This is a genomic window from uncultured Roseibium sp. (assembly GCF_963675095.2).
In the GTDB taxonomy this organism is placed as follows: domain Bacteria; phylum Pseudomonadota; class Alphaproteobacteria; order Rhizobiales; family Stappiaceae; genus Roseibium.
Map to the genome: position 1 here is coordinate 60844 of NZ_CAXXSJ010000060.1, position 20795 is coordinate 81638.

Annotated in this window: 19 protein-coding genes and 1 pseudogene; 10 read left to right on the plus strand and 10 right to left on the minus strand. The window is 62.8% G+C overall.

The window, feature by feature from the left end:
• Positions 1 to 25: 25 nt before the first annotated feature.
• Genes ABIN98_RS23830 through ABIN98_RS23845 form a run of 4 tightly spaced genes read right to left on the minus strand, consistent with a single transcriptional unit; the run spans position 26 to position 3717 of the window.
• Positions 26 to 1306 (minus strand): TRAP transporter large permease, encoded by a 1281-nt coding sequence (locus tag ABIN98_RS23830; protein ID WP_346913836.1) that lies wholly within the window; start codon positions 1304 to 1306, stop codon positions 26 to 28.
• Entirely contained in the window at positions 1303 to 1836 is a 534-nt protein-coding gene (locus ABIN98_RS23835) for a TRAP transporter small permease (RefSeq protein WP_346913838.1), read from the minus strand. Before ABIN98_RS23835 ends, ABIN98_RS23830 begins: the two co-directional genes overlap by 4 nt.
• 11 nt (positions 1837 to 1847) lie before the next feature.
• Positions 1848 to 2894 (minus strand): TRAP transporter substrate-binding protein, encoded by a 1047-nt coding sequence (locus ABIN98_RS23840; protein WP_346913840.1) that lies wholly within the window; start codon positions 2892 to 2894, stop codon positions 1848 to 1850.
• Positions 2895 to 2916: 22 nt separating this feature from the next.
• Positions 2917 to 3717: a putative hydro-lyase gene (locus ABIN98_RS23845; protein WP_346913842.1), complete on the minus strand. Its 801-nt coding sequence runs from the start codon at positions 3715 to 3717 to the stop codon at positions 2917 to 2919.
• A gap of 251 nt (positions 3718 to 3968) precedes the next feature.
• On the opposite strand from ABIN98_RS23845, the pseudogene ABIN98_RS23850 reads away from it, so the two are divergent.
• Together ABIN98_RS23850 and ABIN98_RS23855 are read left to right on the plus strand one after the other, a co-directional pair.
• A pseudogene (locus ABIN98_RS23850) lies at positions 3969 to 4043 on the plus strand (hypothetical protein); the annotation flags it as partial.
• A 75-nt stretch (positions 4044 to 4118) separates the two neighbouring features.
• Positions 4119 to 4769: a substrate-binding domain-containing protein gene (locus ABIN98_RS23855; RefSeq protein WP_346913878.1), complete on the plus strand. Its 651-nt coding sequence runs from the start codon at positions 4119 to 4121 to the stop codon at positions 4767 to 4769.
• Between the two features lie 13 nt (positions 4770 to 4782).
• Here the strand turns inward: ABIN98_RS23855 and ABIN98_RS23860 are convergent, their stop codons facing one another.
• Positions 4783 to 5820, minus strand: a complete 1038-nt coding sequence (locus ABIN98_RS23860) for a patatin-like phospholipase family protein (RefSeq protein ID WP_346913844.1) — start codon at positions 5818 to 5820, stop codon at positions 4783 to 4785.
• A gap of 277 nt (positions 5821 to 6097) precedes the next feature.
• On the opposite strand from ABIN98_RS23860, the gene ABIN98_RS23865 reads away from it, so the two are divergent.
• From ABIN98_RS23865 to ABIN98_RS23885, 5 genes are all read left to right on the plus strand, one after another.
• Complete coding sequence (locus tag ABIN98_RS23865) at positions 6098 to 7108, plus strand: BMP family protein (protein ID WP_346913846.1); 1011 nt, start codon at positions 6098 to 6100, stop codon at positions 7106 to 7108.
• 120 nt (positions 7109 to 7228) lie between these two features.
• Entirely contained in the window at positions 7229 to 8776 is a 1548-nt protein-coding gene (locus tag ABIN98_RS23870; protein WP_346913848.1) for an ABC transporter ATP-binding protein, read from the plus strand.
• Positions 8773 to 9855, plus strand: a complete 1083-nt coding sequence (locus ABIN98_RS23875; protein WP_346913850.1) for an ABC transporter permease — start codon at positions 8773 to 8775, stop codon at positions 9853 to 9855. The genes ABIN98_RS23870 and ABIN98_RS23875 overlap by 4 nt, the downstream gene beginning before the upstream one ends.
• Positions 9852 to 10796, plus strand: coding sequence for an ABC transporter permease (locus ABIN98_RS23880; protein ID WP_346913852.1), 945 nt, complete (start codon positions 9852 to 9854; stop codon positions 10794 to 10796). Before ABIN98_RS23875 ends, ABIN98_RS23880 begins: the two co-directional genes overlap by 4 nt.
• Before the next feature lie 16 nt (positions 10797 to 10812).
• Entirely contained in the window at positions 10813 to 12105 is a 1293-nt protein-coding gene (locus tag ABIN98_RS23885) for an amidohydrolase family protein (RefSeq protein WP_346913854.1), read from the plus strand.
• A gap of 48 nt (positions 12106 to 12153) precedes the next feature.
• Here the strand turns inward: ABIN98_RS23885 and ABIN98_RS23890 are convergent, their stop codons facing one another.
• From ABIN98_RS23890 to dctP, 4 genes are all read right to left on the minus strand, one after another.
• Positions 12154 to 13431: a hydroxymethylglutaryl-CoA reductase, degradative gene (locus ABIN98_RS23890; RefSeq protein WP_346913856.1), complete on the minus strand. Its 1278-nt coding sequence runs from the start codon at positions 13429 to 13431 to the stop codon at positions 12154 to 12156.
• Positions 13432 to 13449: 18 nt separating this feature from the next.
• Positions 13450 to 14766 carry a TRAP transporter large permease subunit gene (locus ABIN98_RS23895; protein WP_346913858.1) on the minus strand — a complete coding sequence of 439 codons (1317 nt, stop codon included), beginning with the start codon at positions 14764 to 14766 and terminating at the stop codon, positions 13450 to 13452.
• Complete coding sequence (locus ABIN98_RS23900) at positions 14763 to 15275, minus strand: TRAP transporter small permease (protein WP_346913860.1); 513 nt, start codon at positions 15273 to 15275, stop codon at positions 14763 to 14765. Before ABIN98_RS23900 ends, ABIN98_RS23895 begins: the two co-directional genes overlap by 4 nt.
• Before the next feature lie 87 nt (positions 15276 to 15362).
• Positions 15363 to 16394, minus strand: coding sequence for a TRAP transporter substrate-binding protein DctP (gene dctP, locus ABIN98_RS23905; protein ID WP_346913862.1), 1032 nt, complete (start codon positions 16392 to 16394; stop codon positions 15363 to 15365).
• A 134-nt stretch (positions 16395 to 16528) separates the two neighbouring features.
• Between dctP and ABIN98_RS23910 the strand changes: the two genes are divergently transcribed.
• Positions 16529 to 18010: a PLP-dependent aminotransferase family protein gene (locus ABIN98_RS23910; RefSeq protein WP_346913864.1), complete on the plus strand. Its 1482-nt coding sequence runs from the start codon at positions 16529 to 16531 to the stop codon at positions 18008 to 18010.
• A gap of 18 nt (positions 18011 to 18028) precedes the next feature.
• On the opposite strand, the gene ABIN98_RS23915 is transcribed toward ABIN98_RS23910, so the two are convergent.
• The gene (locus ABIN98_RS23915; protein ID WP_346913866.1) at positions 18029 to 18622 is read right to left on the minus strand and encodes a TetR/AcrR family transcriptional regulator; all 594 of its coding nucleotides are present in this window, start codon (positions 18620 to 18622) and stop codon (positions 18029 to 18031) included.
• Between the two features lie 305 nt (positions 18623 to 18927).
• Between ABIN98_RS23915 and ABIN98_RS23920 the strand changes: the two genes are divergently transcribed.
• Entirely contained in the window at positions 18928 to 19761 is an 834-nt protein-coding gene (locus ABIN98_RS23920; RefSeq protein WP_346913868.1) for an ABC transporter ATP-binding protein, read from the plus strand.
• Positions 19762 to 19810: 49 nt separating this feature from the next.
• On the plus strand, positions 19811 to 20795 hold a 985-nt coding region (locus tag ABIN98_RS23925; protein WP_346913870.1), incomplete at its 3' end, for an ABC transporter substrate-binding protein.

Sequence of the window (20795 nt, forward strand, 5' to 3'; positions counted from 1 at the left end):
AGTTGGCCTCTGAGAAGGTGGCCTCTTACAAGGTGGATGGCAGATAGAGCGCGATCTGCGGGGCAAGGATCAGGAGCCCCACCATGACCAGCATCGCGATGACAAAGGGAATGCAGCCGAGCATGACGTCGCTGAAGGGGCGATTGCCGCGCGCGGCCTGCACCACGTAGAGATTCAGCCCGACCGGCGGTGTGATCAGGGCCATCTCGACCAGGATGATCATCAGGATGCCGAACCAGATCTTGTCGTAGCCGAGATGGATGATGATCGGCACCACGATCGGGATCGTCGCCACCATCAGCGACAGGGTTTCGATGAAGAAGCCGAGGATGATGTACATCAGCACGATGACCAGCAGGGTCGCCAGCGGCCCGAGCCCGAGATTGTTCAGCACATCCTGAAGCGCGCGGCTGACACCGGCTGCGGTGAGGACGAAGTTCAGCACATAGGCGCCGATGACCACGAGCATGATCATGGAGGACGTCTTGACCGAACCGCGCAAGGCATCGGCAATCATCGCCCGGCTCAACGCCTTCTGGTGGGCCGCGATCACCAGCGCAATGGCGACGCCGACCGTTGCGGCCTCCGTGGGCGTCGCCCAGCCCGCATAGATCGAGCCGACGATGGCCGCGAACAAACCAAAGATCGGCAGGAGATCGGCCAGGCTTGCAAAGCGGTCGCCCCACGAACTGGAGCGGCGCGGGCCGCCGAGTTCCGGCTTCAGGACACACAGGATCGCGGTGACTGCCATGAACAGACCGGCCAGAAACAGGCCAGGCACGAGCCCTGCCAGGAAGAGCTGCGGGATCGAGCTCTCGGTGAGGAAGCCGTAGACGATCAGGTTGATCGACGGCGGGATCATGATGCCCAGCGTACCGCCGGCGGCGATCGCTCCGGAAAAAAGCTTCTCGTTATAGCCAAGGTCGCGTGCCTGGGGCATGGCGACCGTTGCCACCGTCGCGGCTGTAGCGACCGACGAGCCGGAGGTGGCGGAAAACATGGTCGAGGTGGCGATATTGGCATGCACCAGCCCGCCCGGAAGCCAGGAGACCCATTTGTCGAGCGCCGCGTATGTCCGGTTGGCAACGCCACTGCGTACCAGGATTTCGCCGAGCAACACGAACAGGGGGATCGCGATAAGGGTGGCGCTGTTCGACGACGACCAGACGACCTGGCCGAGCCCTCGCATCAGCGGAAAGGGGCTGAAGAAGGCGTCGATACCGAAGGCGAGCAGGAACAGGACCACGCCGACAGGAATGGAGAGCGCCAGAAGCCCGAGCAGCCCGAAAGCGGTGAACTGGATCATGCCTCGCCCCTCGCCCCGGCGGCGTCATCGACCGCGTCAAAGTCCGCCTGCATAAGCTTCACGAGAACGAAGGCCATCAGCAGGCAGGCCGTTATGGCGAACCAGAGCCAGCCGGCCCACCACAGCGTCTGCGGGATCCACAAGGGCGTCTCCAGCGGCGTATTTGCCCGGGCGCCGGTGGACAGCGTCTTGGCGACGACGCTCCAGCCGCGCCAGGCGACGACCACGGCGGTTGCGGCCAGGCAGAACATGGCAATGGCATCGAGCAGGGCCCGGCCCGCAGGAACGAGGCGCTGGCGGAGCAGGTCGATGCGCACATGCGCCCGCTCCGTCAGAGCGTAGCTGACACCCCAGCTAGTGGTGACAGCCATGACATAGCCGGAAATCTCATCGACTCCGCCCAATGACGCTCCCAACCGGCGGGAAACGATTTCAACGAGCGTGAAGACGACGCAGGCAAGCAGGGCAAGCCCGACGCCGATCGCCACGCGGTCATTGGTTTTCCTTAAAAAGGCAATGAGCGGAGTCATGAGAAAAGGCCTCAGTTCACGTCGAGTTCGACGCCGGTCACCTTGCCGACGCTGTCGGCCCAGCGCTTGGCCCAGTCGGAACCGGCACGTTCGGCCCAGTCGGGAAGCACCTGGGTGATCAGCACGTCCTTCGCCTTGGCCTCATCGGCCGCGCTCGGCGTGACCAGCACCATGCTGCGAGCGTCACCATAGGGACATTCGCCCTTTCCGGTCAGGCAGGCAATGTCGTTTTCAAGAGCGCCTTGCGCGTCATCCCAGGCCGGAGCCTCGAACTTTTCCTTGATCGCGGTTTGCAGAACATTCTTCTGCTCATCGGACAGGGAGTTCCACTTGTCCATATTGATGGCGGTGACAACCGGATCCCAGCCGCCGAGCGGCAAGGTCATCAGGTGACTGGAGACTTCCCACCAGCCGGCATTATAGCCCGAGCCCGCGCCGGTGACGGCACAATCGACCACGCCGCGCTGCAGGGCGCCTGGAACCTCACCGAAGCTGACGTTCACGCCTTCCGCGCCGAGCGCTTCCAGGAACTTCGCGGTCATGCGGCCGGAGGCGCGGACCTTCTTGCCCTTGAGATCGTCCAGGGACTTGATGTCCGCATTGCAGAAGACGACCTGCGGCGGATAGGGCGCGATTGCCAGAACCTTGGAATTGAACACGTCCTTGTAGATGTCGTCGACCATCGGCCGTGCGGCATCGACGGCCTTCTTTGCGGTCGCGGCATCGGTGGCGATCAGCGGAACGTCGAGGCCTTCCAGGGGCGCGCTGTCGGCCACCGCGTAATCTGCCACGGTCATGCCGACATCGAAGACGCCCTGGGAGAGCATGCGGAAGACGTCGCCGCCGGAGATGCCCATCTGGTCGTGGGTGGTCAGCGTCGCGGTCAAGTCGCCGCCGGAGACTTCCGGCAGGGTTTCGGTCCAGAACGGCGTTTCGTACTGCTTGTGCAGCGGCAGGCTGCTCCAGCTGCCGACGACGGACAGTTCTTCCGCGCCGGCCGCGGACCCGGCGCACAGGGCTGCCAGCGAAATGGTGGTAAGGGCGAGACGTTTCATCATGTCATTCTCCATCCTCTGAGGGTCAGAAAGTCGGTTTATTATTGTCGTTATAAGGGTAGATCGGCGGCGTCAGCTCATTCACGTCGGTGATCAGCATGGCGCCGGGCGCATGGGCAATGGAAAGCTCCGGCCTGGCCTGCATGATGGCGACTTGTGGCGTCACCCCGCAGGCCCAGAAGACCGGCACCTCCCCTTGCCCAATGTTCACGGGCGTTCCCCAGTCGGGCTTTTCTATATCTGCAATCCCGATTTTCTCCGGTGCCCCGATGTGGATGGGGCTGCCGTGCGCAAGCGGATAGCGCGCGCAAATTGAATAGACCTCTTCGATCCGGTCCTTTGCGACCGGGCGCATGGAGACGACCATGCCGCCGCCGAAGGCGCCGCAGGGTTCGGTCTCGATCGTGGTACGGAACATGGGTACGGTCACGTTGCGCTCGATATGACGCATCGGGATGCCCGCCTTGACCAGTGCATTTTCGAAGGTGAACGAGCAGCCGATGGCAAAGGCGACGAGGTCGTCGCGCCAGTAATCGTTCAGATCGCGCACCTGATCGGCCAGGACCCCGTTGCGGTAGATGTTGTAAAGCGCCGCATCGGTGCGGATGTCGACCGCCGCGCCCAGCCGCAGGATATGCGGATTGCCGGGTTCGGAGACGCCGGCCAGCGGACACGGCTTCGGGTTTTTTCGGCAGAATTCGTGAAAGTCGTCGGCAAGCTCACCGGGCAGGATTGCCAGGTTGCACTGGAGCTGGCCGGCGGCAAGGCCGGCCGTGTGCCCGGCGTAGCGTCCCTGCCGGATCGCATCGCGAAACCGTTGCCACATCCTGTCCGACCAGATCGGTAAATTCGACAAGTGCCGTCATGCCCACCTCAACTCGTTCTGGAAAATGCTGAGGTTGTGGGCGTATAAAGTCAAATCGCTATTTTCTGTCCAAAGTGATAGAAATAGCTGATCACTTAACAGGGTCGACTTGCCATGACTTTGGAGCAATTGAGAACGTTTTTTATGGGTGGCGCGGCTCGGTGGCGTGCGTAAGGCCGCGGAGCAGATGAACATCTCGCAAACCGGCGGTATCTGCGCGCATCACCAGCCTGGAAAGCGACCTGGGCACGGCCCTTTTCAGCCGGGGCCCGACCGGGGTGACGCTGACCAAGCAGGGTGTGCTTTTACGCAATCATGCGGAGCAGATCGCGGCCCTCGTCGAACGCATCAAGGCCGATGTCATGCCGGCGGATAGCGTCAGCAGCCTGCTCCGGTTGGGGGTGGCAGAAACCGTTGCGCAGACCTGGCTGCCCGACTTTATCGCCCGGCTCCACCAGACCTTTCCGAAACTGAAGATCGAGGTGTCGGTCGACATCTCGTTCAATCTCCGGGACATGCTGCTTGAGCGGTCACTGGATCTCACGATCCTGATGGGGCCGGTATCCGACTTCAGCGTCGACAATCTGGATCTACCGCCTTTCGAGTTGAGCTGGTACCGACCACTCGACCTGGCCGATCCCGACCTGAGCGTCACGCCGGTGATTACCTATAACCGGAACTCGCGCCCCCACCGCGAACTGACCCGGGAACTTCAGGAGCGTTATGGCAGCACCGCGCAGATCTTCCCGACCAATTCCCTGTCCACCGGCTTTGAAATGGTGGCGTCCGGCATCGGCGTCGGCATTCTGCCGACCGTGCTCGGGCGACGGCTGGTCGCGGAGAAGCGGATCGCCACCTTCGACCCGGGCTGGCTGCCGACACCGCTCCACTTCACCGCCACCTTCATCGGGGAACCTCGGGACGAGTTGATCGCGCAGGCGGCAAGGATCGCGCAGCAGGTCGCGATCGAGCACGACAAAGGCCTGCAGACCACCGAGGCTGTACCGGCCTGACAGGTCCCTTGGATCAGAAATACCGTTCGGCAATCCTGGCGGTGGAGCGCTTGCCCAGATCGCCGGAGCAGATGTCGATCCAGCGATCCGCCGCCGTGTGACCCGCCTCGTGCAGATGGGTCAGCAATTCCCAGCCGGGCGTCATCTTCGACCGCGGGTCCACCTTGGACATGGTTTCCTCGTCGTAGATTTCATGAAGACGCAGATCGCGGATAGCCCGGATCAGACCGGAGCCGAAGACCTGCCAGGCGCCCATGTCCTCCTTCAGCAGCGACAGGCCGCGCAATTCCTTCACCAGGCTCAGATTGAACATCAATTCGCTGATCCGCCCGGGAATTTCGTTCATGGCCCGTGGGGTGTCCTTGCGGGTGACCGGGTTGACCGTCACCAGCAGCAGGTCGCTGCACGCACTTTCCTGAACGACCGGCAGAATGGGCGGATTGGCACTGTAACCGCCATCCCAATAGTCCTCGCCGTCGATGGTGACCGGCGGGAAGTTCATCGGCAGACAGGCGGAGGCCAGCAGAGCATCGATGCTGAGATCGTCATTGCGGAAGATACGCGGCGCACCGGAACGGGCGTTGGTGGCGGATACAAATATCTGCGGCGCCTGCGGCGACCGGATCGCATCGAAATCGACATGCGCGTCGACGACGTCGCGCAGGATCCCCTGGGCCATACGGCCGAGACGCGGCGAAGGGGTAACGGAAATGCCACCGGCGCTGACCATCGACCACAACATGTCCGCCGTCTGGAAGGCCGCGGGAAAGGCTTCGAGAAACGGCAGGACCGTGGTCTGCCGTGCGGACTGGTTCACCGCCTTCCAGAAGGAGGCCAGCCGGGTTGAGGCTTCTACCGGGCCGCCGTTGGCGAGCCCGGACACCAGTACGGCCGCATTCAGAGCGCCAGCACTGGCGCCGCTGACCGCACCGACCACAATTCCGGGGTGTTCCAGAAGCCTGTCCAGAACGCCCCAGGTGAACGCACCATGGGCGCCCCCGCCTTGAAGGGCGAGATCGAGTGTGTGGGGTTTTGGGGCATTCCTGGCCATTTCGCCTAAATCCTGAAATGGATTGCACAGCTATATTGCAGTGCAGCATAGCACGCTTTCAGGTAAGGCCAGCAGGATCATTTGGCAATAGCGGCAGCATTCGCACTGTCATTTGAGACAGGCCCCGCCGACGCAGCGTCAACTGCAAACGCTCCGGTTTCCGGGAATATTTGTCCAAAAGCTCAAAAAATTAGCCAGCAAAGCCGATGCCCATATTGTGAGCGTGCAAAACATATGATCAACTCTTTGCGCCAAAAACAGTTTCCAGGGGTTCAAAATGGCATATTCAAAATTTTTCAACTGGTCCCGGCGGGCATTCCTGTCGGTGGCCTTTACCGTCGCGGCCATCGCAACGCTTCCCTTCGACGCGGCTTCGGCCAAGGACAAGCCGCTCAAGGTTGCCGCAATCTACACCGTTCCGGTGGAACAGCAGTGGGTCAGCCGCATTCACAAGGCGCTGAATGCCGCACAGGATCGCGGCGACGTCACCTATGTCTTTTCCGAAAACACCGCCAACACCGACTATGAGCGCGTCATGCGCGAATATGCCGAACAGGGCATGGACCTGATCGTCGGCGAGGCCTTCGCCGTGGAACGCGCAGCGCGCAAGGTGGCCGCGGAATATCCGGACACGGCCTTCCTGATGGGCTCGTCCTTCGGTCCGGCCAAGCCGAATTTCTCGGTATTCGACAACTGGATCCATGAGCCGTCCTACCTGACCGGCATGATCGCGGGTGCGACCACTAAGTCGAACGTCATCGGCATGGTCGGCGGCTACGCCATTCCGGAAGTAAACCGGCTGATGAACGCCTTCATGGAAGGTGCCTTGTCGACCAACCCGGACGTGAAGTTCCTCGTGACCTTCATCAACTCCTGGTACGACCCGCCCAAGGCCAAGGAAGCCGCTTTCGCCATGATCGACAAGGGCGCAGACGTCCTCTACGCGGAACGTTTCGGCGTCTCCGACGCGGCCAAGGAAAAAGGTATTCTCGCTATCGGCAACGTGATCGATACCGCCGGCGACTATCCGGGCACGATCCTCGCCTCGGCCCTGTGGCACATGGAGCCGACCATCGACAAGGCGATTGAAGCGGTCGCCACCGACAGCTTCGAGCCTTCCGACTATGGCCCCTACAGCTTCATGTCCTATGGTGGCGGCAGCTTCGTCGCCGACGAAAAGCTCGCTCCGGCCGATGCTCTGAAGGCCTCGAAGGAGAAGGAAAAGGAAATCCTCGACGGCCTGTTCCGCGTCAACGTCAACGACAGCGAACCGAAGTCGACCATGTAAGATCGTCGTCCGGCTGCGGAATGGCTTTTGACGCTATCCGCAGCCGGATGCACTGTTTTGCCGTCATGCCTCCGGCATGAACCGGCTGCGGACACGCATGCGCTTCGGGGAGAGGATTTCATGACCGGCACGATGGACGGGGCACCTGTCGTTCTGAGGCTTACGCGGATCACCAAGCGCTTCGGCGCACTGACCGCCAATGACGACGTCTCCCTGGATCTGCGCCGTGGCGAGATCCTCGCACTTCTGGGTGAAAACGGCGCCGGCAAGACAACCTTGATGAACATCCTGTTCGGCCACTATGTCGCCGACGAAGGCACGGTCGAAATGGCAGGCACAGACGGCACCTTGCAGGAACTCGAGCCGGGCTCGCCCCATGCGGCGCTGAGTGCCGGGATCGGCATGGTCCACCAGCATTTCACCCTGGCAGAAAACCTCAGCGCCCTTGAAAACATCCTGCTCGGCACCGAGCCGCTTTCCAGTTTCAGCTCCGCCCGCAGCAAGGCCCGCAGGCATTTGGACGAGCTGATGCGGCGCTCCGGCCTGACCGTCGACCTCAACGCCCGCATTTCCTCGCTCTCGGTCGGCGAGAAGCAGCGGGTGGAGATCCTGAAGGCGCTTTACCGGGATGCGCGGGTGCTGGTTCTCGACGAACCGACCGCCGTGCTGACGCCGCAGGAATCCGACACGCTGTTCGCCACCTTGAAGAAACTCGCCGCAGACGGCCTGGGCATCATCTTCATTTCCCACAAGCTCGACGAGGTGCTCGCCGCTTCCGATCGGATCGGCGTCCTGCGCGGCGGCCGCAAGGTGGCGGATCAGCCGACCGCCGGCTGCGACAAGCGCCAGCTTGCCGAACTGATGGTCGGCAAGAGCGTGCCGGAAAGCACCCGCACCCCGCAGCAGCCGGGTGCGGCCCTTCTCGTTCTGTCACAGGTCACCACGGGCAGCGGCCGCGATGCGCTGCATGCGGTCGACCTGGAGCTTCTTTCCGGCGAGATCCTCGGTATTGCGGGCGTTTCCGGCAACGGCCAGGGCACGCTCGCCAAGGTGATTTCCGGACTGGAAGCGCCTGTTTCCGGAACCGTCAGCCTCAACGGAAAACCGCTGACGCGGTCATCGGCGCGCAGCATGATCGATGCCGGGATCGCCCGTATTCCGGAAGACCGGCACAGGGACGGCATCGTCGGACCCATGTCGGTCGCCGAAAACCTTGCCATCGAGACGATCCGCAAGCCGGAAAACCAGAGCTTCGGCTTCCTGCGCTTCGACGCCATCGCTGCCCGCGCCAAAGAGGCGATTGCCGCCTATGACATCCGCTGCCAGGGCGGTAATGCCCCGGCGCGGCTTCTTTCCGGTGGTAACATCCAGAAGATCGTCCTGGCCCGGACGCTGGATTCCAATCCCATCGTGGTGCTCGCCGCCCAGCCCTCGCGGGGCCTCGACGTGGGTGCCACGGCAGACGTCCACCGCCGCCTGCTCGAAGCCCGCGCCCGGGGGGCCGGCGTCATCCTGATTTCCGAAGACCTGGACGAACTCATGCGCCTGTCCGACCGGATCGCGGTGATCCATCGCGGACATCTTTCGTCTGCGGAGCAAACCGAAAACCTCGACCGGGGCACGCTCGGCCTGCGCATGGCCGGACACAGCGAGGAGCAGGCCGCATGATCCGTTTCGAGCCGCTTGAGCCGGCCTCCCTCTCCCGCCTGATCCTCGTTCCGGTGACGGCCGCGCTCATCGCCCTGGCGCTGGCCGCGATCCCGATGGCTTTTGCGGGCCTCAACATCTTCAAGGCCTACGGACTGATGGCGACCGGCGCCTTCGGCTCCCTTTTCGCCTTCACCGAAATGCTGACCCGGGCGACGCCGCTGATCCTGACCGGCCTGGCCGCCGCCCTTGCCTTCCGGGCAAAGCTCTGGAACATCGGCGCCGAAGGTCAGCTATATGCCGGCGCCCTTGCCGCGGTCGCGGTCGGGACCGGGGTGATCGACGCGCCGTCCTTCGTGCTGATCCCGCTGGTCGTCTTCTGCGGAGCGCTGGCCGGTGGGCTGGTCATGCTCGGTCCGACCTTACTCAAGACGCGGCTCGGCGTCGATGAGGTGGTCACCACCCTGCTCCTCAACTTCGTCATCCTGCTTTTCGTGCAGATGATGCTCGAAGGGGCGATGAAGGACCCGATGGGCATGGGCTGGCCCCAGTCCGAACCGATGCTGGACGCCGCCGCCCTGCCGAAGCTGATGGCGCGCATGCGCATCCATGGCGGGTTGATCGTCGCGCTGGTCGCGGCCATCGGCGTCTATCTTCTGCTGAAACGCACCGTCTGGGGCTTTGAGATCCGTGCCGTCGGCGAAAACGCCAATGCCGCCCGCCATGCCGGCATTCCGGTGACGGCGACCTTCATCCGGGTGGGGCTGATTTCCGGCGCGCTTGCCGGTCTTGCCGGTGTTGGCGAGGTCGCAGGGCTCAAGGGTTACCTCACCGCTGATCTCTCGCCCGGTTTCGGCTATTCCGGCATCGTGGTAGCCATGCTCGCCGGGCTCAACCCGATCGGCGTGGTCGTCGCAGCCCTCTTCATCGCCAGCATCTTTGTCGGTGCCGATTCCATGTCACGCGCGACCGGCGTCTCCAATTACCTGGCGGACCTGATCGTCGCCATGGCGCTGATCTCGGTCCTGGTCTCCGGCCTGTTCCTCAGGTTCAAGGTCCGCTTCGTCGGTCAAAGGCACGCGGAAGGAGCGGCGAAATGAGCGATATTCTCGACATTCTCCTTGCCGCCAATTTCTGGGCCGCGGCGCTCCGCATCGCCACGCCGCTGATCTTCGGCGTGATCGGCGCCCTCGTCTGCGAGCGCGCCGGCGTCCTCAACCTTGGCATCGAAGGCATCTTTACCGCCGGCGCCATGGCCGGCTGGATGGCGGTCTGGCTCGGCGCCGGGCTATGGGGCGGCGTTCTGGTCGCAGCGCTTGCCGGTGGCTTCTTCGGCCTGATCCATGCGATCCTGACCGTGCCGCTCGGCCTGTCCCAGCATGTATCGGGCATTGGCGTCACACTGTTTGCGACCTCGCTCAGCTATTTCATTTACCGCACGGCGCTGCCGGACGTGTCCTCGCCGCCGCGCATCGAGGCGTTCAAGCCGCTCGATATTCCGATCCTTTCCGACCTGCCCTTCATCGGCCCGGCCCTGTTCCAGCAGACGGCGCTGACCTTCCTGGCACTCGCCGTCGTCTTGGTCACCGCCTTCGTGCTCTACCGCACCCCGCTCGGGCTTGCGATCCGGGCCGTCGGCGACAACCCGTCGGCGGTGGAATCGCAAGGGCTTTCCGTCTACGGGCTGAGGATCGGCGCGGTTGTCGCCGGGTCGGCGCTGATGGCGCTCGGCGGCGCATTCCTGACTATGTCCGCCTTCGACGCCTTCTTCTTCGGCATGGTCAACGGCCGCGGCTGGATCTGCATCGCGCTCACCGTCTTCGCCTCCTGGCGACCGGGCAAAGCCCTGCTCGGCGCCCTGCTCTTCGGTGCCTTCGACGCCTTCCAGGTGCGGCTGCAGACGGAGGTCGGCAGCTTCATTCCCGGACAGGTGTTCCTGATGATGCCTTATCTCCTGTCGATCGCCGCCCTTGTCCTGGTGGCGCGCAAGGCGGATTATCCGCGCGCGCTTCTCGTGCCCTATTTCCGCGGCCAGCGATGAGAGGAAAGACGTTGCCATGAGCCTCGATCTCCTGATCAAGAACGCCAATCTCGCCGACGGCCGGACTGGCGTCGACATTGCCTGCGAGGCCGGCAAGATCACCGCCGTCGAGCCGGGCATCACCGCCGAGGCAGCACGCACCATCGATGCGGACGGCCAGCTGGTTTCGCCGCCCTTCATCGATTGCCATTTCCACATGGACGCGACGCTCTCCCTCGGCCTGCCGCGCATGAACGAGAGCGGCACCCTTCTGGAAGGCATCGCGCTCTGGGGGGAGCTCAAGCAGATCCTGACCGTCGAGGCGGTGGTCGAACGGGCGCTACGCTATTGCGACCTTGCCGTCAGCCAGGGCCTGCTCGCGATCCGCAGCCACGTGGATGTCTGCGATGACAGGCTGACCGGTGTCGAGGGTCTTCTGGAAGTGAGGGAGAAGATCGCGCCCTATATCGACCTGCAACTGGTCGCCTTCCCGCAGGACGGGCTGTTCCGCTCACCCAATGCGGAAAAGAACCTTCTGAGAGCCCTCGACATGGGCGTCGACATCGTCGGCGGCATTCCCCATTTCGAACGCACCATGGAAGACGGCGCCCGTTCGGTAAGATGGCTGTGCGAGATCGCCGCCGATCGGGGCCTGATGGTCGATCTCCACTGCGACGAGACCGACGACCCGATGTCACGCCATATCGAGACGCTTGCCTACGAGACCCAGCGGCTGGGGCTGCAGGGCCGTACCGCCGGCTCCCACCTCACCTCCATGCATTCCATGGATAATTACTATGTCTCGAAACTGCTGCCGCTGATGGCCGAGGCGGAAGTGCATGCCATTGCCAATCCGCTGATCAACATTACGCTTCAGGGGCGCCACGACACCTACCCGAAACGGCGCGGCCAGACCCGGGTGCCGGAGATGCGCGGCTACGGCATCAACGTCGCCTTCGGCCACGACTGCGTGATGGATCCCTGGTATTCCATAGGTTCCGGCGACATGCTGGAAGTGGCAAGCATGGGACTGCATGTGGGCCAGATGACCAGCCGCGAGGCGATGCGCTACGCCTTCGAGTGCGTCACCACCCACCCGGCAAAGATCATGGGGCTGGAAGGCTATGGTGTGGACAAGGGCTGCAAGGCCGACTTCGTGCTGCTGCAGGCCCGTGACACCATCGAGGCGATCCGCCTGAAGGCGACCCGCCTTGCGGTCGTCAAGGCCGGCAAGGTGATCTCGGAGACCCCGCCACGCGTTTCAACGCTGTCCCTGCCTGGGCGGCCGGACACGGTCGATCCGTCGGCTTACGCCCCGCGGGCGCATTAGACGAACGAAAAAAGCCGGCCGACGTTTAACGGCCGGCTTTCAGATCGTTCAGTTGCCGGACCTGAGGCGCGCGAGGATTTCCTCGGCGATGTCCTGACGCACCTTGCCGAGGGCTTTCAGTCCACTGGCGACCTTGTCGATCTCCTCGCCCACGGCGCCGACCATCAAGGCCACGTTCTGGGCATGCAGCGCCATGTGGCCTTTCTGGATGCCGGTCGTTGCCAGGGCGCGCATGGCGCCGAAGTTCTGGGCGAGGCCGACGGCGACGATGATGCGCGCCAGCTCATCGGCGGTCTTCACGCCGAGGATCTTCAGGTTGGCCTGGGCCGTCGGATGGATCTTGGTGGCGCCGCCGATCAGACCAACCGCCATCGGCATTTCCAGAATACCGACGAGGTTGCCGTCGCCGTCCTTTTCCCAGCGGGTCATGGAGCGGTAGCGACCGTCCCTGGCCGCATAGGCATGGGCGCCGGCTTCAATGGCACGGGTGTCGTTGCCGGTGGCAAGAACCACGGCGCTGATACCGTTCATGATGCCCTTGTTATGGGTCGCGGCGCGGTAGGGATCTGCATCGGCGAAATAGTAGGCGGACAGCATATCGTCGCGCACCTGTTCGCCGCCGATTTCATCGAGCGGCCAGACGGCCCGCACGCGGGCGACACGCCGGTCGGCGAGGTTCGTCAGGATGCGCAGCAGGCTGCGGGCGCCGGTCCATTCCTCGAGCTTCGGCGCCAGCGCCTCGGCCATGCTGTTCACCGCATTGGCGCCCATGGCGTCGCGGGTGTCGACGATGATGTGGACCACGGTCATCGGGCCTTCGGCGCTGTCGACCACACGGATATAGAGATCGCGGAAACCGCCGCCGAATTTCAGAAGCAGCGGATCGGTCGCGTCGCAGATCTCCTTGATCTCTTCGAAACGCTCAAGCACCTTCAGGCGCACGTTTTCCGGATCGCTGGCGCCCAACAACTGGATCTGTGCTGCCATGATCGGCCCGCTGGTGGACGTCTTGAAGCCGCCGGTCGGACGGCACCGCTTTGCGGAGTTACAGACGGCGGCGATGACGGAGGATTCCTCTGTCGCCATCGGCACCAGCACGTCCCGCCCGTCCACGGTCATATTGGTGGCAACGCCGACCGGAATGGCCATGCTGGAAATGGCGTTTTCAACCAGCCGGTCGGCCAGTTCGATCTGGCCGGAAGCCGCGTCTGCGAGGCTGGCCACGGCTTCATTGTCGAGGCCGGCCTGACTTGCCACGGCCTGAAGCCGGGCGTCGGGGCTCATCTTGTGAAGGCCTTCAATACGGGACGATTTGACGTCGCTCATCGGATGTCCTGTCGATAATTAGTTGATCATGGATTGGGGCAGCCAGAGCACGAGCTCCGGGAAAAGCGCACAGACCAGAATGCCGAGCGCCTGGAGAAGGATGAACGGAACGATGGCTCGGTAGACCGTTCCCATACCGATGCCGGCCGGCAGAACGCCTTTCATGTAGAACAGCGTGTAGCCGAAGGGCGGCGAGATGTAGGCCATCTGTGCCGATACCAGGAACAGGATGCCGAACCAGAGCCGGTCGAAGTGGAGGTAATCGATCACCGGCAGGAAGACGGGCACGCACAGGAGGATGATGCCCATTTCGTCCAGGAACATGCCCAGGAAGAACAGGATCGCCAGCATGACCGCCAGAACCACCCAGGGGCTGGCATCCAGGTTCTGGATAAAGGACAGCAGGAAGTCAGCCCCGCCGGTTCCGGTGAAGATGGCAACGAAGGCCCGCGCACCGATGGTGATCCACAAGATCATCGTGGTGACCTTGACCACATCCATCGCGACGCCGGAGACAAGCTCCCAGCCGAGCCGGCGTTCGATCGCGGCCGAGATAAAGGCCAGGGCGACACCGACGGCGGCGGCTTCGGTCGGGGTGGCAACCCCCATGTAGATGGTGCCGAGCACGCCGACGATGATGAGGAGCGGCAGGACCAGCGACTTCAAAGAGGCGATCCGCTCGGGCCAGGTCGCGGCCCCCTCTTCCGCAGACGGCCGCGGGGCAATCGACGGGTTGATTGCGGACCGCAGCACGATATAGCCGATGTAGAGCGAGGCGAGCAGCAGGCCCGGCACCACCCCGGCGATGAACATCTGCCCGATGGAGGCCTGTGCCGTCACCGCGTAGACGATGGTGATGACCGACGGCGGAATGAGGATTCCGAGCGTGCCGCCAGCGCAGATCGTGCCGATCGCCAGTTCCGGGCTGTATTTGCGCTTCAGCATCGACGGCAGGGCCAGCATACCCATGGCCGCGACGGCTGCACCGACGATGCCGGTCATGGCCGCGATGATCGTGCAGATGGCGATGGTGCCGACTGCCAGGCCGCCCGGAAGCCTGCGGGACCACAGTTCCATGGCCTTGTAGAGGCTTTCGATGACGCCTGAGCGCTGCAGCACGCTGGCCATCATGACATAGAGCGGGATCGCCAGGAGCGATTCCGAGGTCATGGTGGCGTAGAGATTGAGCACCGTGACGGTCAGCGCCGCCGGTCCCCACAGGGCGAGGGTGAACACCAGCGCCAGGGCGCCAAGGGTGAAGGCGAGCGGCACGCCGGTCAGAAGAAGCCCGACGAGGCTGGCGAACATGACGACGAGAACGAGTTCGGAGCTCATGCGCCGAGCCTCCGATCGGGACCGCATCCTTGCCGCGAGCGGCCATTGCCGCCTCCGACGAGTGCCTGTGCGAACAGCATGGCGAAAGCCAGCGGCACGATGAATTTCAGCCACCAGATCGGCGGGTTCCAGGCGGAGAAGCTGGTTTCACCCAAGCCGTAGGCATTCATCGCAAGCGGCCAGCTGACGACCGCGAAGACACCGGCGAAGACCGCAACGACGAGATGGGTGAAGATCCCCGCGAGCACATGGGGGACACCGCTCAGCTTGGCACTGAAGATGTCAACCGCCACATGCCCCTTGAGATGCAGCAGATAGGGTCCCGCGAGCATGAAATGCGGACCGAACACCAAGGTGCTCGCTTCCATCGCCCAGACCGTCGGCGCATCGAAGGCATAGCGCGCGACGACTTCATAGAGAAGCATCGGCACTACGGCGAAGATCGCAGCGGCAGCGAAGACGAACAGGATCCGGTTCACACCGGTGATAAAGACGCAGACTGCGTTCATGTGGGTCGCGACCAGCGCATTTCGAATTTCAGACAAAAAGGGCAGGCAGCGCAGTATGCACCGCCTGCCCAGGGGGAGGAAGCGGGGTCAGATGAGGCCCAGGGACGTCATGAATTCGATCTGTCCGTCGACCACGCGGGTCGCCAGATCGTCGCCCTTGGTGGCCTTCTTCCAGGACTCGACCGCCTTGGCGCGCGTCGTGGCGACGTCGCTTTCGTCGAGGCGGATGATTTCGACTTCCTGTTCCTTGTACTTCTTCAGCACTTCCGTGTTCTGGACGATGATGTGCTGGCGCAGGGAACCGGAGATTTCGCGGGCGGCGACGGCAAGGGCCGCCTTGTAGTCATCGGGCAGGCTCTGGTAGGCCGCCTGGTTCGCGACATAGCTGGTCGCCGTCGTCGGCTGGTGGACGCCCGGAAGGATGATGTACTTGGCGACTTCGCCGAGACCGGCTTCGTAGTTTGCCGTCAGGTCACCGCGGTCGGCAAAGTCGATCAGGCCTTTTTCAAGAGCGGTATAGACTTCGGCGGTTGCCATCGGAGTCACGGCAACACCCAGATCGCCCATCACGGCAGCGGCCAGACCGACGAAACGGCCCTTCTTGCCGGCCATGTCGGCGATGCTTTCCATCTTGATCTTCGAATGGACCGGCTCTTCGCCGTAGACGGTCGGCGCGATGTAGAACAGACCTGCCTTCGCATAGGCTTCGCGGGCGAGGTCAAGGCCGCCGAGCTCATAGAACCACGCCTCGTACTGGTCCGGATCCGGGAAGCCGAAGGGGATGGTCGAGGTGAAGGCGAAAGCCGGGATCTTGCCGGCTTCGTAGCCGTCGAAGGTCTTCATCATCTCGAAGGCGCCGGCGCGAACCGCATCGAAGGCCTGGTTCGCAGGAACCAGCTGGCCGGCGGAAAACAGATTGATCTTGAAATTGCCGTCCGTCAGTTCGGCGACCCGGTCGACGAATTTCTTCTCGAATTCATAAGGGGTGGTGCCAGCGTCCCAGAGCGCCTGCATGCGCCATTCGACGGTTTCCTGTGCCTGCGCAACAGCCGGGGCTGCCAGAGCAGCTCCACCGAATGCGGTACCAACCAGCAGGCGACGCCTATTCACTTCCGTCATGATGTCCTCCCAGGGAACTATGGTGTTATTTGTCCATTGATCTAATCTGTCCTAAAATTTATTGGGACAATCAAGGGACAGTTGGGATTGATTCTTCAGACACTGTACCAGAAATTTCGGGGGGGACAATTTTAATGAGCGACGGTATGAGCGCCAGTATGAGCGACGGTATGAGCGCCAGTATGAGCGCCAGTATGAGCGCCAGTAGGAGCGCCAGTAGGAGCGATGGACCGAAACGCACATCCCGCGTCGACCGCATCGTGGAGAAGGTCGCGCTGATGCTGGAAGCCGGCGCCTACAAAACCTTCGAGCGCCTGCCGTCGATCCGCCAGGCTGCGCGCGAGCACGGCGTCTCGAAAAACACCATGGCCGAGGCCTATGACCGGCTTGTCGCCAGAGGCCTGCTCGAGGCACGGGCCGGATCCGGCTATTACATCGCCCAGTTCAAGGCGCCCAACCCGGCACCGCCCGCACCGCATGTGACGGCAGCCGTCGATGCGGTCTCGCTTCTGCGCGAACAGCTCGACCAGCATTACGAGGTCCGTCCCGGCGACGGACGCCCGCCCGCCTTCTGGATGGAGGGTTCGGAATTGCGTCGCCATTTCGCCAATGCCAAGGCCCCCTACCCCGACGCCATCAACTTCGGCTACGGCAGCCCCTGGGGCTATGCGTCCTTGCGGGAGCGGTTAAGGGTCCTGTTGCTGGAACGGTCGATTTCCGTTCAGCCCGAGGGTCTGCTCCTGACCCACGGCGTCAATCACGGGCTCGATCTTATCATCCGGCACCTGATCGAACCGGGGGACACGGTTTTTGTCGACGATCCCGGCTATTATCCGCTGTTCGCGAAGCTGACCTTCGCCAAGGCGGAAATCGTCGGGATCAAACGAAACCATGACGGGCCGGACCTTGAGGATCTGACGGCCAAGCTCGCCGTCCACCGGCCGAAAATGTTCGTGACCCAGTCCCATGCGCATAATCCAACGGGAAGCTCTCTGTCGCCGGCCTGCGCCTTCGGCCTAATGCAGCTTGCTGAACGCTGGGGGTTCCTGTTGGTCGAAAACGATGCCCTTGCCGACATCGTGCCCACCGCCCTGCCCCGACTTGCGGCTCTCGATCAGCTCAACCGGGTGCTTTACGTCGGCACGTTTTCAAAGACATTGTCCGCCGGGCTGCGCTGCGGCTATGTGGCGGGCAATCCTTCCATCGTCCGCCACTTGAACGACATCAAGATGATCACGTCGGTCGCCTCGTCCGACCATGTGGAACGGTTCATATTCAACCTGATCCAGGCCGGCCACTATCTGCGTCACCTGCGCAGGCTCAAGACCCGCGTGGAAGACGCGCACAAGGCCGCCTACACCCAGATGGAAGCGCTCGGCCTGTCGGTCCGCGAAAGCTCGACGTCGGGCTTCTATCTCTGGACCGAGTTTCCCGACGGGGTCGATGAACTCGACCTGTGCCGGAAGGCCGCCGAACAAAGCATCTTCATCGCTCCCGGCTCCGTCTTCCGGCCAAACCGGAAGGAACGGCAACGCGCAGCCATGCGCGTGAACGTCGCCTATGGAACCGATCCGAAATTCGTCTCGTTTCTGGAGAATTTTCTGGCGAAGAAATAGCCCCCGCTCGGGGTATGCTTATTTCATCAGGACCCGCGCCGCGGCATTGCGGGCATGATCGGCAACGCTCGGATCCCGGGTGATCAGGGCGGCCACGATGGCGCCGTCGATCAGAAGCCCCAGTTCGTGGGTCAGGCCTTCGGGGTCGGCCGGGCGGGCATCCCTGGCCAATTCCCGGATCTTGTCGAGCACCACCGTCTTGTGGCGGATCGCGATGTCCCGGAGACGGTCGTCGTCCTTGTCGTGCTCGCCGACCGCGTTGATGAAGGGGCAGCCGAAGAAGTTTTCCTCGCAGAACCAACGCTTCAGCACGTCGAACAGGTTGACGAGCTTGTTGGTCGCATCGCCTGGAATGGCATCCACTTCCGCTACGAACCAGTTGCGCCACTGCTCGCCTTCTCGTTCGAGGACGGCTTCCACCAGACCTTCCTTCGATCCGAATGCTTTATATAGGGTGGTCTTGGCCGTACCGGCGGCCGCGACCACCGCATCGACACCGGTCGCGTTGATCCCGTGCCGGCAAAACAGGTCGGACGCCGCCAGAAGCAACCGCTCTTTCGCGCCGCCGCCACGTCCTTCCACGCCCTTTTCCAATTCAATAACCGTCGCCAAGATTGCCCCCAAAAGAATACAGATCTGTTTCCTATTGGTAACGCAATGAGGCGCCGATTGCAATATTATGAACGCGATCCTCCGGACTGCGAAAACGGTGAACCTGAGGTACACCCGCTCAGAAAATAGGCTGTTTTTCGGGCAATCGCGCGCATTATGTGCAGCGCAGCAAGCTCAAAAAACGGACCCAGATTGAAATTCCGTTTAAGATTCAAGGCAACGAGGTCCTTTCCGCCAGTTGGCACGTTCCATGCAAATCAATCGAAAAGAAAACAGAACGGTTTGTTTCCTTTTCGAGGAGCTTGATGGTGAAGGGTGCACATATAAAGGCAACGGGGATCTCCCACACATACCGGCGCGGGGCCACGAAAGCCCTGGACGGTATCGACCTGGAGATCCAGCCCGGTGAGGCGATTGCCCTGATCGGCCGCTCCGGCTGCGGCAAGTCCACCCTGCTGCACATCCTTTCCGGTCTGTCCCAGGCAAGCGAAGGCACGGTCCATGTGGACGGCGCGCTCGTCACCGGCCCCTCCCCCAGCCGGGTGATGATGTTCCAGGCGCCGAGCCTTTATCCCTGGATGACCGTGGAACAGAACGTCGCCGTCGGGCTCAAGTTCAACGGCCGGATGCGTGAGGCGAAGACCCGGGTTCCGGAAATGCTCGAGCTGGTGGAGCTCGGCTCCTATGCCAAGCGCAATGTCCAGGATCTTTCCGGCGGCCAGCAGCAGCGCGTGGCTCTGGCCCGCTCGCTGGTTCTCAACCCGCAGATCCTGTTTCTCGACGAACCGCTGTCGGCGCTCGACGCCTTCACCCGTCATGCATTGCAGCGGGACATCCGCCGCATCGCTGCGGAGATGGGCATCACTCTGGTGCTGGTCACCCACGACATCAACGAAGCCGTGATGATGGCCGACCGGGCCCTAGTGATGAAGGCCAACCCGGGGCGTTTTTCCGCGGAAGTCGCCATTCCGATCGAAGGCGACCGCGCACCCTCCAGCCCGGAATTCGCGACCGCCAAGGTCGCCCTGGTCGAAGCCTATGAGGGTGCGGCCGGGCTCACCATGGCCGAATCCGCGGCGCCGGACCGGCTGACTTCCACGGCCGCACCCGCTCCGGCGCGGGTGCGGGCCATCAAATAAACGAACCACCATCCAGAGAAACCCACCTTCCAGTAACAAGGGGAATGACATGGTCGATAAGAAAAACGGACAGGCAGACGGCAACAACACCGGAAACCTGGATTGGGATGACGACTACATCCCGAGCGATTTCACCCGGCGTCAGACGCTGGACATGTTCGCAGCCGGCGGCCTGATGGCAGCCCTTGGCCCGCTGATCGGCGCCATGAACTCCCCGGCGTTCGCCTCTGCCGACGACGAGGTTGTGCGTATCGGCTACCTGCCGATCACCGACGCGACGGCCCTGCTGGTCGCCCACGGCATGGGCTACTTCGAAGACGAAGGCCTGACCGCCGAACGTCCGACCCTGATCCGCGGCTGGTCGCCGCTGGTGGAAGGCTTCGTTTCCGGCAAGTTCAACCTGGTGCACTTCCTGAAGCCGATCCCGGTCTGGATGCGCTACAACAACAACATTCCGGTCAAGCTGATGGCCTGGGCACACACCAACGGCTCCGGCCTGGTGGTCGGCGGCCACACGGACATTACCGACTTCTCGCAGCTTGGCGGCAAGCAGGTTGCCGTTCCCTTCTGGTACTCCATGCACAACATCGTGCTGCAGTACGCCCTGCGCCAGTCGGGTATCAAGGCGGTGATCAAGGGCGAAGGCGAGCCGCTGGCCGCCGACGAATGCAACCTGCAGATCCTTCCGCCGCCGGAAATGCCGGCCGCCCTCGCCAGCCGCAAGATCGACGCCTACATCGTCGCCGAACCGTTCAACGCGCTCGGCGAAATCAAGGCGGGTGCGCGCATGCTGCGCTTCACCGGCGACGTCTGGAAGAACCATCCGTGCTGCGTGATCTGCATGCACGAGCAGGCCACCACCGAAAAGCAGGAATGGACCCAGAAGGTCATGAATGCGGTGGTCCGCGCCCAGATCTATTCCTCCCAGAACAAGGCGGAAGTCGCACGGCTGATGTCCAAGGACGGCGAAGGCTATCTGCCGATGCCGGCCAAGGTCGTCGAACGGGCGATGACCCACTATTCCGACGACGAAG

What these genes read in the sequence shown, in the direction of transcription:
- ABIN98_RS23830 (WP_346913836.1), bottom strand. Translation starts at nt 1,306, where the DNA reads ATGATCCAGTTCACCGCTTTCGGGCTGCTCGGGCTTCTGGCGCTCTCC.
- ABIN98_RS23835 (WP_346913838.1), bottom strand. Translation starts at nt 1,836, where the DNA reads ATGACTCCGCTCATTGCCTTTTTAAGGAAAACCAATGACCGCGTGGCG.
- ABIN98_RS23840 (WP_346913840.1), bottom strand. Translation starts at nt 2,894, where the DNA reads ATGATGAAACGTCTCGCCCTTACCACCATTTCGCTGGCAGCCCTGTGC.
- ABIN98_RS23845 (WP_346913842.1), bottom strand. Translation starts at nt 3,717, where the DNA reads ATGTGGCAACGGTTTCGCGATGCGATCCGGCAGGGACGCTACGCCGGG.
- ABIN98_RS23855 (WP_346913878.1), top strand. Translation starts at nt 4,119, where the DNA reads ATGCCGGCGGATAGCGTCAGCAGCCTGCTCCGGTTGGGGGTGGCAGAA.
- ABIN98_RS23860 (WP_346913844.1), bottom strand. Translation starts at nt 5,820, where the DNA reads ATGGCCAGGAATGCCCCAAAACCCCACACACTCGATCTCGCCCTTCAA.
- ABIN98_RS23865 (WP_346913846.1), top strand. Translation starts at nt 6,098, where the DNA reads ATGGCATATTCAAAATTTTTCAACTGGTCCCGGCGGGCATTCCTGTCG.
- ABIN98_RS23870 (WP_346913848.1), top strand. Translation starts at nt 7,229, where the DNA reads ATGACCGGCACGATGGACGGGGCACCTGTCGTTCTGAGGCTTACGCGG.
- ABIN98_RS23875 (WP_346913850.1), top strand. Translation starts at nt 8,773, where the DNA reads ATGATCCGTTTCGAGCCGCTTGAGCCGGCCTCCCTCTCCCGCCTGATC.
- ABIN98_RS23880 (WP_346913852.1), top strand. Translation starts at nt 9,852, where the DNA reads ATGAGCGATATTCTCGACATTCTCCTTGCCGCCAATTTCTGGGCCGCG.
- ABIN98_RS23885 (WP_346913854.1), top strand. Translation starts at nt 10,813, where the DNA reads ATGAGCCTCGATCTCCTGATCAAGAACGCCAATCTCGCCGACGGCCGG.
- ABIN98_RS23890 (WP_346913856.1), bottom strand. Translation starts at nt 13,431, where the DNA reads ATGAGCGACGTCAAATCGTCCCGTATTGAAGGCCTTCACAAGATGAGC.
- ABIN98_RS23895 (WP_346913858.1), bottom strand. Translation starts at nt 14,766, where the DNA reads ATGAGCTCCGAACTCGTTCTCGTCGTCATGTTCGCCAGCCTCGTCGGG.
- ABIN98_RS23900 (WP_346913860.1), bottom strand. Translation starts at nt 15,275, where the DNA reads ATGAACGCAGTCTGCGTCTTTATCACCGGTGTGAACCGGATCCTGTTC.
- dctP (WP_346913862.1), bottom strand. Translation starts at nt 16,394, where the DNA reads ATGACGGAAGTGAATAGGCGTCGCCTGCTGGTTGGTACCGCATTCGGT.
- ABIN98_RS23910 (WP_346913864.1), top strand. Translation starts at nt 16,529, where the DNA reads ATGAGCGACGGTATGAGCGCCAGTATGAGCGACGGTATGAGCGCCAGT.
- ABIN98_RS23920 (WP_346913868.1), top strand. Translation starts at nt 18,928, where the DNA reads ATGGTGAAGGGTGCACATATAAAGGCAACGGGGATCTCCCACACATAC.